At 44.4% G+C, this 14774-nt stretch carries 11 protein-coding genes, 8 tRNA genes and 1 rRNA gene; 19 read left to right on the forward strand and 1 reads right to left on the reverse strand.

Annotated elements, in window-relative coordinates; translation table 11 throughout:
* The 11 genes from FPZ44_RS18985 to FPZ44_RS19035 all read left to right on the forward strand — a co-directional run.
* Positions 1–115: ribosomal RNA gene (locus FPZ44_RS18985) — 23S ribosomal RNA — on the forward strand; the annotation flags it as partial.
* Positions 116–235: 120 nt separating this feature from the next.
* A tRNA-Ser gene (locus FPZ44_RS18990) sits at positions 236–324 on the forward strand.
* 29 nt (positions 325–353) lie between these two features.
* Positions 354–430, forward strand: a tRNA-Met gene (locus tag FPZ44_RS18995).
* A gap of 24 nt (positions 431–454) precedes the next feature.
* Positions 455–530: transfer RNA gene (locus FPZ44_RS19000), tRNA-Val, on the forward strand.
* Positions 531–536: 6 nt separating this feature from the next.
* Positions 537–612 (forward strand) — tRNA-Thr (locus FPZ44_RS19005).
* A 9-nt stretch (positions 613–621) separates the two neighbouring features.
* Positions 622–698 (forward strand) — tRNA-Asp (locus tag FPZ44_RS19010).
* A 49-nt stretch (positions 699–747) separates the two neighbouring features.
* A tRNA-Phe gene (locus FPZ44_RS19015) sits at positions 748–823 on the forward strand.
* Positions 824–833: 10 nt separating this feature from the next.
* Positions 834–919, forward strand: a tRNA-Tyr gene (locus FPZ44_RS19020).
* A 5-nt stretch (positions 920–924) separates the two neighbouring features.
* A tRNA-Lys gene (locus FPZ44_RS19025) sits at positions 925–1000 on the forward strand.
* A gap of 218 nt (positions 1001–1218) precedes the next feature.
* On the forward strand, positions 1219–2346 hold the full coding sequence (locus FPZ44_RS19030; protein ID WP_261378430.1) for a PucR family transcriptional regulator: 1128 nt from the start codon (positions 1219–1221) through the stop codon (positions 2344–2346).
* Positions 2347–2544: 198 nt separating this feature from the next.
* Entirely contained in the window at positions 2545–3666 is a 1122-nt protein-coding gene (locus FPZ44_RS19035) for an ABC transporter ATP-binding protein (RefSeq protein ID WP_144992794.1), read from the forward strand.
* A gap of 212 nt (positions 3667–3878) precedes the next feature.
* Here FPZ44_RS19035 and FPZ44_RS19040 read toward each other — a convergent pair whose 3' ends face one another.
* Positions 3879–5675, reverse strand: coding sequence for a fibronectin type III domain-containing protein (locus FPZ44_RS19040; protein ID WP_144992796.1), 1797 nt, complete (start codon positions 5673–5675; stop codon positions 3879–3881).
* A 447-nt stretch (positions 5676–6122) separates the two neighbouring features.
* On the opposite strand from FPZ44_RS19040, the gene hprK reads away from it, so the two are divergent.
* From hprK to hisD, 8 genes are all read left to right on the forward strand, one after another.
* On the forward strand, positions 6123–7061 hold the full coding sequence (gene hprK / locus FPZ44_RS19045) for an HPr(Ser) kinase/phosphatase (protein ID WP_144992798.1): 939 nt from the start codon (positions 6123–6125) through the stop codon (positions 7059–7061).
* Positions 7062–7174: 113 nt separating this feature from the next.
* Positions 7175–8203 (forward strand): prolipoprotein diacylglyceryl transferase, encoded by a 1029-nt coding sequence (gene lgt, locus FPZ44_RS19050; RefSeq protein WP_144993662.1) that lies wholly within the window; start codon positions 7175–7177, stop codon positions 8201–8203.
* Between the two features lie 139 nt (positions 8204–8342).
* Positions 8343–9005: a pyrophosphatase PpaX gene (gene ppaX, locus FPZ44_RS19055; protein WP_144992800.1), complete on the forward strand. Its 663-nt coding sequence runs from the start codon at positions 8343–8345 to the stop codon at positions 9003–9005.
* Positions 8992–9567 carry an acyltransferase gene (locus FPZ44_RS19060; protein ID WP_144992802.1) on the forward strand — a complete coding sequence of 192 codons (576 nt, stop codon included), beginning with the start codon at positions 8992–8994 and terminating at the stop codon, positions 9565–9567. Before ppaX ends, FPZ44_RS19060 begins: the two co-directional genes overlap by 14 nt.
* A 194-nt stretch (positions 9568–9761) precedes the next feature.
* Positions 9762–11012, forward strand: a complete 1251-nt coding sequence (locus FPZ44_RS19065) for a polysaccharide deacetylase family protein (protein WP_144992804.1) — start codon at positions 9762–9764, stop codon at positions 11010–11012.
* Between the two features lie 395 nt (positions 11013–11407).
* The gene (locus tag FPZ44_RS19070) at positions 11408–12622 is read left to right on the forward strand and encodes an ATP phosphoribosyltransferase regulatory subunit (RefSeq protein ID WP_144992806.1); all 1215 of its coding nucleotides are present in this window, start codon (positions 11408–11410) and stop codon (positions 12620–12622) included.
* A gap of 26 nt (positions 12623–12648) precedes the next feature.
* Positions 12649–13287 carry an ATP phosphoribosyltransferase gene (hisG, locus tag FPZ44_RS19075; RefSeq protein ID WP_144992810.1) on the forward strand — a complete coding sequence of 213 codons (639 nt, stop codon included), beginning with the start codon at positions 12649–12651 and terminating at the stop codon, positions 13285–13287.
* Positions 13288–13466: 179 nt separating this feature from the next.
* Positions 13467–14771, forward strand: a complete 1305-nt coding sequence (gene hisD / locus FPZ44_RS19080) for a histidinol dehydrogenase (RefSeq protein ID WP_144992812.1) — start codon at positions 13467–13469, stop codon at positions 14769–14771.
* Positions 14772–14774: the final 3 nt, after the last annotated feature.

Genomic DNA, 14774 nt, shown 5'->3' on the forward strand with positions numbered 1-14774 from the left:
GATGAGATTTCCCAATTAGTAAGACCCCTTGAAGACGACGAGGTTGATAGGTTCGGGGTGGAAGCACAGTAATGTGTGGAGCTGACGAATACTAATAGGTCGAGGGCTTATCCTAATGAATATGAAGAAGCGTTTTAATCACTTTGCGATCAGTTTTCAAGGTATAACCTTGATTATCAACGAAGATTCACATATAATACGGTGGACAAGCCTTAATTAAGCCTTACCGATTTGTGGGGAGATACCCAAGAGGCCGAAGGGGACGCTTTGCTAAAGCGTTAGGGTGTTACAGCCGCGAGGGTTCGAATCCCTCTCTCTCCGCCAGTGAACCTTAATAGATACAACAATAATATGGCGGTGTAGCTCAGCTGGCTAGAGCGTACGGTTCATACCCGTGAGGTCGGGGGTTCGATCCCCTCCGCCGCTACCATATTACCTTTATTTCACAAAACATGGACGCTTAGCTCAGCTGGGAGAGCATCTGCCTTACAAGCAGAGGGTCGGCGGTTCGATCCCGTCAGCGTCCACCATAATATGCCGGTGTAGCTCAGTTGGTAGAGCGGCTGACTTGTAATCAGTAGGTCGTGGGTTCGACTCCTATCGCCGGCACCATTGTAATACGGAGCTGTGGTGTAGAGGCCTAACATGCCTGCCTGTCACGCAGGAGACCGCGGGTTCGAATCCCGTCAGCTCCGCCATTACATCCCTTTTTTGAGGGAATCGGTGTTTAAGACAATTGCATATTATGGTTCGGTAGCTCAGTCGGTAGAGCAGAGGACTGAAAATCCTCGTGTCGGCGGTTCGATTCCGTCCCGAACCACCATTGTAAATATGGAGGATTAGCGAAGTGGCCAAACGCATCAGACTGTAAATCTGCTCCCATCCGGGTTCGGTGGTTCGAATCCATCATCCTCCACCATTTACGAGCCATTAGCTCAGTTGGTAGAGCACCTGACTTTTAATCAGGGTGTCGTAGGTTCGAGTCCTACATGGCTCACCAGTTTTATCATTAACAACTTCAGTGAATAACTGAAGTTTTTTTGCGTTTATTTTTATATATTGTATTACAATTTTTATTATACTAACTATTTATATTCATAATGCGTCTATTGGGTATAAGCTAAATGGGATGCGTGATGATGTATGAATACTGGTTACTTGATATGCTAAAATAAAAGTAGATATAGATAGAACAAGAAGAATGGGCGGAGTGATCGAATGATGATAGAGAAGCCATCTTTGCAGTTGCATATTGAACGTATACTGGGTAGAACCTTGGAGCTGGTAGCTGTCCCGACATCCCTATGGAGGGAATGGACTCAATCTTCCGTTGCAGGCATTGATTCAATGTCGCCTTCAGGAGTTGTTATGCATCAGAGTGATGATGCATGGTACTTACTTTGGAAGCAGGGTACTGAACAATCTACTTTGATGAAGTTGGAGTCTAGTTCATTAAGTAGTCAAGAACAGCAGTGGATCGAGCTTGTACTTATGCTGGAACACGGTGAGCAGCTCGAGCAAAATATACTGACTGCGAGTGAAGAACAAGAAGCTCAACGAGTCGGTTCATGGATATTGTCTTCTATTCATGAGCGAGACTGGAAGGTAGAAATTCCTGAGCATATTCCTTGGAATAAACAACTTTTAGGTATGATCACGCCATTTCTTCTTGTTACGGAACATATTCATCGGGAAGGTCCGCGCTATCAACTGCTGAAGAAATTAGTAGATTCTTATTTTGATGGCCATACATTTCTCATACCATTATCAGAGCAGGAATGGCTTATTCTTGTCCCGTTGGCGTTAACAACAGCGGATTTAGAGGACGATGTAGATAACGGCGAATCTCAGGAAGAGTTATTAACTTCATACTGCCTAGGATTACATGAACTTCTCACTGCCGAATGGATCGGTGAAAGCCATATGACTGTAGATTACTCTTTTATTGGTCAAAAGGGCATTCCTGCTACAGTAGCTCATATGAGGGAAACGATATTCTTAGGACGTACTTTCCATCTAACAGAGCATATTCATTTGCCGTGGGAGCTGCACATAGAGCATCTGGCATACAGTATTCCTGATCATGTGCGAGCTGAATATTTAAAGCGAATTGTGAAAAAGACAGAAGTGTTCCATGATGCAGAGACGTTGGCAACCTTGGAAATGTATTTTCAACAAAATTGTAGTGTTAGTGAAACTGCAAAGCGCTTATATATTCATCGTAATACGTTGTTGTATCGACTTGATAAAATTAAGCAGGAAACTGGACTTGATATTCGCTCATTCTCAGACGCGCTGCTTATAAAGCTCGTGCTGTTACTGTATAAGGTAGCTCATTCACAATAACTCTGAAGTATGCGTATATACATTTTGTACAAATATGATTTGTAATCGCCTTCATTTTTGTGAATGTATCCAATGAGTGATGGATAGTTAGGGGTACTTTTTTGTGCACGTTGACTATAGTCAGGGGCCCGGCTGTGAATTATGATAGATATATAGTAAGAAACCGATTACATTGACAATCGTGGGGAGGAAATAATTATGGCAGGCGTACGCTTAGAACATGTATATAAAAAATATCCGGGGTCTGACAAGCCAACTGTTATTGATGTTAACCTTGATATTAAAGATAAAGAGTTCCTTGTATTGGTTGGTCCATCCGGTTGTGGTAAATCCACGACGCTTCGTATGATCGCAGGTCTTGAAGAGATCTCTGAGGGACAGCTTTATATCGGTGATAAGCTCGTTAACGATGTTGCACCTAAGGATCGCGATATCGCCATGGTATTCCAATCTTACGCTTTGTATCCACATATGAACGTATTTCAAAACATGGCTTTCGGTCTTAAGCTTCGTAAAGTTCCTAAGGATGAGATCGATAAGCAAGTTAAAGAAGCGGCTCGTATTCTTGATATCGAGCATTTGCTAGAGCGTAAGCCAAAAGCACTTTCCGGTGGTCAGCGTCAGCGTGTTGCCCTTGGACGCGCGATCGTTCGTAACCCACAAGTATTCTTGATGGACGAACCGCTTTCCAACTTGGATGCGAAGCTTCGTGGTCAAATGCGCTCGGAAATTACGAAGTTGGCTAAACGTCTTGAGACGACTGTTATCTACGTAACGCATGACCAAATTGAAGCAATGACGATGGGTGACCGTATTGTTGTTATGAAAGATGGCTATATTCAACAAGCAGCTTCTCCGGACCAATTGTACAATCATCCGTTGAATTTGTTCGTTGCAGGCTTCATGGGCTCTCCTACGATGAACTTCATCCACGGTAAGTTGAATGAAGAGGCTGGTGAGATTCGCTTCAAGACAGATGGCTTGAATGTTGTAATCCCTGCAGGCAAAGCACAAGCTTTGAAAGATAAAAACTATATCGGCAAAGAGGTTATCCTCGGCGTACGTCCAGAAGATATTCATGAAGAGCCTGTATTCTTGGAAGCTTCTCCAAATAGTATCTTCTCAGCTTCTATTGATGTGACAGAGAACTTGGGTCATGAAATGCTATTGTACTTGAAAGGCGTTGGCTCTGAAAACGTTATTGGACGTGTAGACGGCCGTTCTAACGCTCAAGAAGGTCAAAACGTGAAATTGGCTATCGATATGAACAAAGTTCATGTATTCGACAAAGAGTCCGAATTGAACGTTTTCGAAAACTAATTATGTAGGGTAGAGCCCAGGGTGTGTAATCACTCTGGGCTCTATTTTGTTTGTGTTAATTTTATGGAAGCAAGTGAAGTAGAAAGGCGAGTATAACGACGACGATAAATACCAAGGGCTGAATGAGATGGAGGCTAGAGTATTTGAATTCACTATAAGTTAACTGTAATTTTCATCTTTAAATTAACTATAAGAAAATGAAAACCGACTAGTTAATTTAAAGAGTTTAAGGATGAACGTACTGGGTTGGAGAAGCCGAAGTTAGCTACTTTATCCCAATTAATCGACCAAGTCATAACACCACGGAAGTTAGGATAGCCAGTTGGCTTTCTTAATACATAACTACCGCCATAGCTAATACCTTTCGTAATATACTTTAAAGCTTTGTCGATATCTGCCGGATTGGTGTAGCCTCCGCCGGCAGCACTTTGATTGGCGGGAAGACCAATAGCAACTTGATCTTCACGCAAGGCAGGGAACATGTTGTTAGGGTTGTTGCCAATAGGAAAGCCAGCTAGCAGCATCTCAGCCATTGCGACTTGAAAGTCTGTTGTGCCTTGGGAATAAGAGCGGCCATCTAAAGCTGTCATGGAACCTGTATTGTAGTGCTGTACATGAATAAAATTCATCCGATCCCTAAATGCATGGATAACAGGCAGATAAGCTCCCCATGGACCGCCATAGGCAACTAGCCCTCCTTGGACATACGCTGTCTCAGGAGCCATTGTTAGCTGGAAGGCAGCACTTTTTGTGGATAGGATTTCTCTTACTGCGGCTATAAGATTGACAATCTTAGGTGTAGTCGGACTTCGGAAGTTGGTATCTCCCCCAGCAAGGGCAAGAGAGCTACCCTCTAGGTCGATATCCAGACCGTCGAAGTTATATTCCGCAATAATCGCATTCATGGTACGAATGAAGTTTTGCTTGTCTGCTTCTGTATTCATTTCAACCGTGCCTTCTGCACCGCCGATGGAAATTTGAACTTTTTTTCCTTTTGCGCGGAGTTCAGCGATGTCGGCCTTGAACTGCTCTTTTGTAGCGTTGTAAGGCGTGAATGCCATCGTAGCGCGGTCCCCGACTGGTTCAGCGAAGGCTACGTTAATAACATCAAAGTTTGGAGAAATGTCCCGTAATCGAATGTTTGTGGAGCCATTGTTGAAGTTATGCCAGTACCCAACAAGAACTTTGCCTGCTACAGCAACGGTATCTTTTGTGGTAATAGAAGCGATCGTGCTGTTAGCAGAGCGATTATTTGCTTCATCTACAGCGCGGACGGCAATAGCATAAGTGGTGCTAGCGGTAAGGCTTGTGATCGTAAAGGTCGTTTGCGCAGATGTACCTGCAACCTGACCGTTAACGATCACCTCATATTGACTGACGCCGATATTGTCTTGGCTTGCATCCCAAGCAAGACTGATCGTGGTATTTGTGGTGTTGGTGCTGCGTAGATTAGTTGGAACGGTAGGCGGTTGATTGTCCACGACAGGCACAGCTGTGCGCACTTGAATCGTATTGCTGTCAGTGGACACATTACCAGCAGCATCTACGGCTCTGACGGTGTATGAGTATAGGGTATTAGGAGATAATCCAGTTATTTGATAAGGTGAGTTAGCAGAGGTCCCCACTTGTGTTGTGCCACTGTAGACACGGTATTGCTGAACACCTATATTATCCGTTGAGGCTTGCCAAGTGAGTGTGATCGTGGTGGTAGTTTGTGAAGGTGACTGTAGAGATGAAGGCGCAGTTGGTGGTGTGGTATCGACAGGAGCAGAGGATAGTTTCCATAGCGCTGGTGTATTAGGTGGCTCCCATCCATTCAATGAAGTGTGCGTTTGTGTACATTCATAGTTGATGTTTTGATACGTGACGACGGTTCCCTTTTGATAAACGGTATTAGGTGCCCAAGCTGAAGCACCGAAAGCCTGAAAGGGGATCAGCAACACAAAAAGCACAGCGACAATCATAACAGACAGTGGCCGAATTGCTCGGCGATGGATAGATGAATACATAACAAACCTCCTTCGTAAATTGAAATCAGGGAAAGATTTGATAACGATCCCTTCTGTTCGTACAAACAAGGAGTCAGGTTATTATCCTGTTCTCGTGCTCTCACCACCTTTCATTCAGCCCAAGGCATAGATGGATTCGTGATTTGTGAGGTTTGATCCTGCAAATGTCTAAAAAATAGGGCTTACGTAGGAAGTGTATGTTGGGGTATGCGTTGATTTCAATGCTGTTTTCCATTACGATGGTTACATTGAGACAGCTAATAGCTGCTGCTTAAAAAAGCTTGTATGAATAATAAGGTGAGATCATACATACGAGATAGAGCTCACAACTTTACCTACTTGAGCGAAATGATTAGTCATACTAAAACTATTTGGTTCCTGTGATCAGAAATGAATATTTCGTTCAAATTGTATAGATGTTGAGCAGGAGATAAGGAGTGAAAGTCGATGGCTAAAAAGGTGAAAGTGTCTGAGCTAGTAGAACAATTCCAAATGGAAGTGCTTGCTGGTGAACAAGGCATGAAGCGCCTTATCACGGTGGATGACTTGCATCGCCCTGGTTTGGAAATAGCAGGTTACTTTGATTATCATCCAACTGAGCGTATACAGTTGCTGGGCAAAACAGAGCTCACTTTCCTAGAAACGCTACCAGAGGAAACAAGGGTAGAACGGTTAAGAAGGTTCATATCTCCAGAGCTGCCAAGTATCATTATTACACGTGGTCTGGATGTGCCAACCGAGCTCGTGCAAATTTGCGAAGAGAACGAGGTTCCATTGCTGCGTTCCCCATTGGCATCAACGACCTTAGTAAGTCGAATTACGAGCTTCCTTGAAAGAAAGTTGGCACCAACGGCAACTATTCATGGCGTTCTGGTCGATGTCTATGGTGTTGGTATGCTCATTACCGGTGGAAGCGGAATTGGTAAGAGTGAAACAGCGCTTGAGCTGGTAAAGCGCAGTCACCGTCTTGTAGCGGACGATGCGGTAGAAATTCGTCAGACATCTGATAATCAGCTGCACGGTACGGCACCAGATTTGATTCGCCATCTATTAGAAATCCGCGGAATCGGAATTATTAATGTGATGACGCTGTTTGGGGCGGGTGCGGTTCGCAACAACAAGCGAATTAGCGTTGTTATTAAGCTGGAAACATGGCAGCAGGATAAACAATATGATCGTCTTGGGCTCGATGAGGAGACGACACGTATTTTGGATACCGATGTGCCGCTTGTTACGATTCCAGTTCGCCCGGGACGTAACTTAGCCGTTATTATTGAAGTGGCAGCGATGAATTATCGCTTGAAGCGCATGGGTTACAATGCAGCGCTGCAGTTTACAAACAAACTGACAGAGCAAATTAATGAAGATAGTGATGATTTCGATTGATTGATCGTTAAGGATGATTATCGTGGGTGTAGTGAGTATTCATATTTTGAAAAGTTAATTGAAGTAAGTAATGTGCAAGGAACTGAATCGAGGGAGAGTGAACAATGGATACGATCGCATCAACACTGTTGGATCCAATTGCCTTTAAGCTCGGACCAATTTCGGTATACTGGTATGGCTTAATTTTGGGCTCAGCGGCTCTGGCAGGCTTGTTAATTGCTATGCAAGAAGGCAAGAGGTTTAAAATTTCCCAAGATTTCTTTATGGATTTACTGCTGCTTGGTGTTCCATCGGCCTTGATCGGTGCAAGAGCCTATTATGTGGCATTTAAATGGGATGAGTACAAGCATGATCCGATCAAAGTATTTGCGATATGGGAAGGCGGTATTGCAATATACGGCGCGTTGATAGGTGCTGTTATTTGTGCGATTATTTATGTGCGTCGTAAAGGATATAATTTCTGGCGTATTGCGGATATTTGTGCTCCAGGTCTTTTGCTTGGACAGGCAATTGGACGTTGGGGGAACTTTATGAATCAGGAAGCTTATGGCGGTCCGGTTTCAGAAACTTTCTTACGCGATACCTTGAACTTGCCGAACTTTATTGTTAATCAGATGAATGTCCAAGGGACGTTCCATCATCCAACGTTTCTTTATGAATCCATATGGAACATCGTAGGTGTACTGCTTATATTGGCCATTCGTCGCCTTCGCTTCGTAAGAGCTGGTGAGATTTTTATCGGTTATTTAATGTGGTATTCGATTGGCCGCTTCTTTATCGAAGGCTTGCGTACAGATAGTCTTGCTTATCAAGGCTCTGAGTGGATGGCTTCGTTCATGAATACATTGTGGCAGCCAATGACAGCAGTATTCGAAGCTGGTTATCTTGATCCGAACTATGGGAATATACGTATTTCACAATTGATTGCCGTAGTACTTGTTCTCGTCGGCATTGTATTCATTATCTTCCGTCGTGTGACAGGGCGTGCTCAAGCACGCTATCTGGATCCAATTGTTTCTACGAAGGCTGATGCGGCAACTAGCACAGCTACAGACAAGTCAGCAGCAAAGACGGTTCAACATTCGGATCATGCAGTTGCAGAAAATAGGGCAAATGAAAAGAAGAAAAAAGATGAGCAATAACCATAACTAAAGAGCTAGACGTGTAAGGTGAAATAGAAGCTTCAATAGGCTCAGCTTAATTTAATATTAGGGCTCTATTGGGGAAAACATAGCAGTGAAATCTATTGCAGCAATGTAGTAAAAAGGAGAATGAAGCAGCATGATACGAACAGTTCTGTTTGATTTGGATGGTACGATTATCGATACGAATGAGCTCATTATTGAGACATTTATTGAAATCTTGAAGGATGTCGTACCGGCTCCGTTCAACAGAGAGCATATCATCCCTAGTATGGGATTGACGCTTGAGCAGCAGCTTCAAATCTTCACGAAGCAGGATGATGTAAATGACTATGTAAATGCCTATCGAACGTATAATCGTACTCGTCACGATGAGATGGTCAAACCATTTCCTCACGTAAATGAGGTCGTACATACTTTGGCAGAAGCGGGTATTCGGCTTGGCGTAGTTACGACCAAGGTGCGTGAATCTACTGGTCGTGTACTTCGGATGTTTGAGTTATGGGACAAGATGGGCACCGTTGTAACGGTACAAGACGTAACGCATGCGAAACCTCATCCTGAGCCTGTCTTAAAGGCGATCGAAGCATTGGGAGCTGATCCTGCGACTACGATAATGGTGGGCGATAGCCCTGCTGATATCCAGTCTGCAAATGCAGCGGGAGCCATTTCTTGTGGAGTTGCTTGGTCTTTGAAGGGAGAAGCGGAACTCAGAAAGTACGAGCCGCGTCATATCATTCATGACATGCGCGACTTATATGCGCTTGTTGGATTGGAGCGTAACGCAGGTGAGAAACGTTGAGCGTTATCCAGTAGAAGGTCCTAACAGCCTATGGCATATTTATCGTACAGTTAGTCCGTGGAAGGGTGTTAAGAACTTTATTTTCATTCAGTTGGCGAGATATTGCCCTGTTTTGCCGCTCAAAAATAGCATTTATCGTCGTATGTTGAAAATGAAGGTTGGCCAGCATTCTGCATTTGGATTAATGGTGATGGTAGATGTGTTTTTCCCTGAACGTATTTATGTAGGGCGTAATTCAATCATCGGATATAATACAACGATATTAGCTCATGAGTATTTGATAAAAGAGTATCGTCTTGGAGATGTGCGGATTGGCGATAACGTGATGATTGGTGCCAACTGTACTATTTTGCCGGGTGTTACAATCGGGGACAATGCTGTTGTAGCAGCGGGGTCCGTTGTCCATAAAGATGTTCTTCCAGGCCAAATGGTCGGAGGCAATCCAATGCGAGTGATTCGTGAAGCGGCTGCGCAGGGATTAGAGGCATCAGTTGAACAGAATGAATCTACGGAATTAACAGATAGATCTTCTGCTCAAAAAAACACAGTTGAATCAGCGTGATGCGAAAGACGTTTGCGAAAGCAAGCGTCTTTTTTTGCGCTTTTTATTTATGAACACAAAGGTGATGAAGAATAGCTTGTTTATTTTTTCAGTATGATAAATACCAAATATAAAATTAACTCGAAAACTAATGGTGTATTGTGGTAAATTTTATATATTGCTGACTATGAGAAAAGATAAGGAAGTTTGAGAGCATGAAGATAAAATATGTCGTCGCTGTATTCCTGATATTTATACTGCTGGCTATTGGATGTACGCCTCCCCTGAGAGCCTACACAGAGTATAGCGTTGAGTTTGCTGGTCATAATCACGCAGCGGGTAAGGCAATACAAAGGGATGATGAATGGTATATTCCTACACGATTGTTGATGCAAGCCTTTGGGAATCAAACGATAAAGACGGATAACGGAGAAATGCTGCGCATATATACGGCTGATGAGAAGGGAATGCAGCGGGTCGAAAAACCTATTTATTATCGGGATGAGGTTGTCGTGTTAATGTATCATCACATTACATCAAAGCCTAGACGATCCTGGGTGATTACACCTGAACAGTTTGAAGTTCAAATTCAAGAAGTGCTGCGAGCAGGGTTTGAGTTTATTACGATAGATCAATACATAGATTACATGCTGCATAATAAGCCGGTTCCACCCAATGCAGTACTATTAACTTTTGATGATGGATATGCTTCATTCTACACCGATGTTTTTCCGATTTTGAAAATGTACGGCATCAAGGCGACCAATTTTGTTATCATCAACACAATTGGGAATGACAAAAGTGACAGTGTAAAAAAGCTGACGTGGGAACAAATGCGTGAGATGAAGAAAGCAGGGATGAGCTTCTACAGTCATACTTACGATTCTCACAAATATGTTCCAATTAATAAGGAAGGGACAAAGGAGCGTCCCATGCTCATTCGTCCTATGTATCGCGAGGATTTGAAGCGTGTAGAAACACGCAGTGAATATTTAGCTCGGGTAAAGCAGGATTTGCTTATGGCAGAACAGAAATTGAAGCAAGAACTAGGCAATACCAACAGTGTGATTGCTTTTCCGTACGGAGCTTACGATAAGGATGTATTAGACATATGTAATCAGCTTGGTATCAATATATCATTTACGGTGAAGCCAGGTATTAACAATCGCGAGCAGCGCAATGGATTCCGAATTAATGGCGGCGATCAAAAGATTGAAGTAGCTGAGCTAATTGAAAGAATGGCGCATCGCGGGGAAGAACGTGCAGATGACAAGAGGGATGTGGTATGGCGGAACAGCATAAGCCGTGAAAGGGTTGTTTTTAAACAGTCTCCTATTTTACAGAACGATCAGGTATTCATCCCAATGAATGAAGTTATGGAACTGCTAAATATACAACCATCCATCAATCATCAAGGCCGAACAATTACATTGTCCCTGTCATCTGATGATAAGCGCTCACGATAGATAAGATTGGTCCGAATGGTAATAAGCATGGAGCAGGTTCTGTCTGTTCAATCCGTATTGCAAAAAAATGAGTGTGAGATATTTATAGACGGAAGAGAAGAGAATCAATCGAAATGGTTGATTCTTTTTTTATAGTGGTGCATTCACTTTGGAGTACAGACTGCTGGCTGTTGGAAGTACGTAGACAGTAGTCGTAATAGGTAAAATTTGTGTCTGGAAAGGATTGACGGTACATAGGGAAAGTGATAAGATTATCGATAATTTCCTTTTGTTTGCTAATAAATTAACTTGGTAGTACATTAACCCACTAAAGGATCATGGCGTTTGGAGAATGATAGAGATCCAGCCTGGAATCCTGTTAATAGTAGGGATCGAATAGAACGGCGGTGAAGCGTATGACGAAGCCTAAGATGTTTGAGAAACCCTCTGGTGTACGAGATTATTTACCTGAGATGGTGCAGAAGCTGCGCTATATGGAGCAACAAACCCTTCATTGTATGTCACGTTGGGGGTATGCTCAACTCATTACACCTACAATGGAGTTCTATGATACGGTCGGAACGGCAAGTTCGACATCCGATCATAAATTGTTTAAGTTGTTAAATCAACGAGGCACGACGATGGTGCTGCGCTCAGATTTGACGGCACCTATTGCACGCGTAGTCTCTTCGTTACTGGTAGATGAGCCGCTTCCGATTCGACTATCTTATCATGCGAATGTGTTCCGTTCCATGGAAGAAGAGGCTGGCCGTGAAGCTGAGTTTTATCAAACAGGTGCTGAGTTAATTGGCGATAGTTCTGCTGAAGCAGATGCAGAAGTAATTGCGTTGTCGATTGCTTGCTTGCAATCGATAGGAGTCGAGGCATTTCAAGTAGCTATTGGGCATCATAGCTTCTTGCATGCCTTGTTCGAGCATTTGCTGCCTGGTGATGTTGAAGTTCAGCAGTATTTAAAGCAATGCCTTTTGCAGCGAGATGTTGTTGGCTATCGAGAACACATCCAGACGCTGTCTATTGAAGCAGAGCGCATTGAGAAATTGGAAACCGTGCTGCGATTGCGCGGCAAACGAGATGTTATCGAGCAGGCCCGTCAGCTTGTGCCTACAGAGCCCGCGGCTCATTCAGCACTTCATCATCTTGAACAGCTATGGAGTGTTCTGGAGTCTTACGGCGTTGATTCTCATTTGATGCTCGATCTGACAATGGTCGGTGACTTTACTTATTATACAGGGACGATATTTGAGGGGTATGCAGCGGACCTTGGTTCGCCCGTTATGAGCGGCGGTCGTTATGACAATCTATTGCAGCAGTTTGGCCGTCCCGCACCTGCTACTGGATTTGCCATTAAGACGACAAGAATGCTGGATATGATCGAACTGCAAGCTGAGAATGAGAATGTTCCCATTCTGGTGCAGTATGACGATAACCATCGGTCTGAAGCGATTGCAGAAGCGACCCGATTGCGCAATGAAGGGGCCTGCGTCATTACACGCCGGATCGTGCGGGAGGAACAGCTTGCAGAAGTAGACCAACAGAACCTAGAAGCGCTGCATTGGAATGGACGGCGCCTGAAGCGTGTATTGACGTTTGCTGATTGCATAGTTAGCTAACTTTCAGATAAGAAAGGGAGAGCGTTATGAATGATTGGTTGAAGGTAGCGATGCCGAAGGGGCGCATCTATAAACAGGCTTCGACCTTATTCCGTGAAGCAGGGTTGCTTGTTCCTGAAGATGAAGATCAGTCTCGCAAGCTGATTATTGATATTCCTGAAGTGAAGATGCAATTCATTATGGCAAAGCCTGTAGATGTGCCTACTTATGTAGAGTATGGCGCTGCAGATATCGGAATTGTAGGTAAAGATGTGCTGCTCGAAGAGAAGCGAGACGTGTACGAACTGTTAGACCTAGGCATTGCTCGCTGTCGGATGTCGGTAATCGGCTTGCCAGATTGGAAGCCGTTAACGAATCCTCGTGTAGCTACGAAATACCCGAACGTTGCTTCACAATATTTTCGTGAACGTGGGCAGCAGGTTGAAGTGATTAAGCTGAATGGCTCTATCGAATTAGCACCATTAATCGGCTTAGCGGATCGGATTGTCGATATGGTGGAGACAGGGAAAACATTGCAGGAAAATGGACTGATCGAGCTAGAGGAAATGTTCGGTATTACAAGTCGACTTATTGCCAATCGCGTCAGTTACCGGATGAAAAACGAAGCGATTCAGCAGCTGTGTGATCGGCTGCAGGTGCATCGCAATGTTCAGGTAAAAGGATAGTCTTCATATGAGTGAATGGTTTAAATAGGTTTAAATACAATACCTTGTAATGACTAAGCAGGTATATGTTTAGGCATCATCTGGGCCATTCAGCTGTTAAAGGTAATTGGGTCGTTGCTGTGATATGACACAGAGAGTCAAACGTTCAAGGGGCTTACATGTGGGGGAGGGAAAGAAGAATGCAGATTGTTAAGGCGAGTGAATTCCGGCTAGAGCGGGAAGTAGACTATGGTACAGCCGAACAAGTGGCCGTTGTAAAGCGAGTGGTTCAAGATGTGCGCCAGAATGGCGATGCTGGACTGCTTCGTTATACGGAGCAGTTCGATAAGATGGTGCTGACTGCAGAGCAGCTACGAGTAAGCGAGGCAGAGATTCAGGCGGCTTATCAGGAAGTAGAGCCTGCGTTTGTGACGGCGATACAGGAAGCGTCGGCCAACATTCGTGCCTTTCACGAAAAGCAGAAACGAACGTCCTGGATGGATGTCCAATCGGACGGAACACTGCTGGGGCAAATTATTAAGCCGCTAAAGCGTGTCGGTGTCTATGTTCCAGGAGGGAAGGCGGCGTATCCTTCCTCTGTGCTTATGAATGTAATCCCCGCTCAAGTTGCCGGGGTAAAGGAGATTGTGATGGTCACCCCGCCGGCTACTGGCGGCGTTGCAGGGATCGACCCTTATATTCGGGTCGCGGCTGCTGAGGCAGGGGTGAAGGAGATGTATCGCGTTGGCGGCGCACAGGCGATTGCTGCTCTTGCTTATGGCACGGATTCTATCGCTCGGGTCGATAAAATATGCGGCCCCGGTAATATTTACGTCGCGTTAGCGAAGCGAGAAGTATACGGCACGGTTGATATCGATAGTATGGCGGGGCCTTCGGAAATAGTAGTATTGGCTGACGGTAGTGCCAATGCCGCTTATATAGCAGCGGACCTACTGTCGCAGGCGGAGCATGATGAAATGGCATCTGCTGTCTTGGTGACAAGCTGTCCAGAGTTAGCAAAGCGTGTACAGGCAGAGGTAATTTCGCAGCTAGCCTCGCTGCCGCGGCAAGCGATTGCTGCACAGTCGATTGAGCAGCATGGCGCGATTATTGTAGTTGAAGACTTGGAGCAAGGAGTAGATTTCGTAAATGAAATGGCTCCCGAGCATTTAGAAATTATGACGGAGGATCCAATGGAATGGTTAGGTCGTATTGAGAACGCGGGAGCTATTTTTATTGGTCCATATAGCTCTGAGCCCGTTGGAGATTATTTTGCAGGACCTAATCACATTATCCCTACAAACGGAACTGCGCGGTTCTCGTCACCTGTAGATGTGGATATGTTCTTAAAGAAATCTAGCTTAATCCGCTACAGCAAAGAAGCACTCTTGCAGCATGGGGAGAAAATTATGACGATTGCTCGTCACGAAGGATTAGAGGCACATGCACGTGCAATCGAAATTCGAATGAAACAGGAGCAATTCGAAAATAAATCACAGGGGTGAGGG

Source organism: Paenibacillus agilis (assembly GCF_007786455.1).
Taxonomy (GTDB): Bacteria; Bacillota; Bacilli; order Paenibacillales; family Paenibacillaceae; genus Paenibacillus_B; species Paenibacillus_B agilis.

Coding starts and splice junctions, on each gene's coding strand:
- FPZ44_RS19065 (WP_144992804.1), top strand. CDS start 9,762: ATGAAGATAAAATATGTCGTCGCTGTATTCCTGATATTTATACTGCTG.
- ppaX (WP_144992800.1), top strand. CDS start 8,343: ATGATACGAACAGTTCTGTTTGATTTGGATGGTACGATTATCGATACG.
- FPZ44_RS19040 (WP_144992796.1), bottom strand. CDS start 5,675: ATGTATTCATCTATCCATCGCCGAGCAATTCGGCCACTGTCTGTTATG.
- hisD (WP_144992812.1), top strand. CDS start 13,467: ATGCAGATTGTTAAGGCGAGTGAATTCCGGCTAGAGCGGGAAGTAGAC.
- FPZ44_RS19030 (WP_261378430.1), top strand. CDS start 1,219: ATGATGATAGAGAAGCCATCTTTGCAGTTGCATATTGAACGTATACTG.
- FPZ44_RS19070 (WP_144992806.1), top strand. CDS start 11,408: ATGACGAAGCCTAAGATGTTTGAGAAACCCTCTGGTGTACGAGATTAT.
- hprK (WP_144992798.1), top strand. CDS start 6,123: ATGGCTAAAAAGGTGAAAGTGTCTGAGCTAGTAGAACAATTCCAAATG.
- hisG (WP_144992810.1), top strand. CDS start 12,649: ATGAATGATTGGTTGAAGGTAGCGATGCCGAAGGGGCGCATCTATAAA.
- FPZ44_RS19035 (WP_144992794.1), top strand. CDS start 2,545: ATGGCAGGCGTACGCTTAGAACATGTATATAAAAAATATCCGGGGTCT.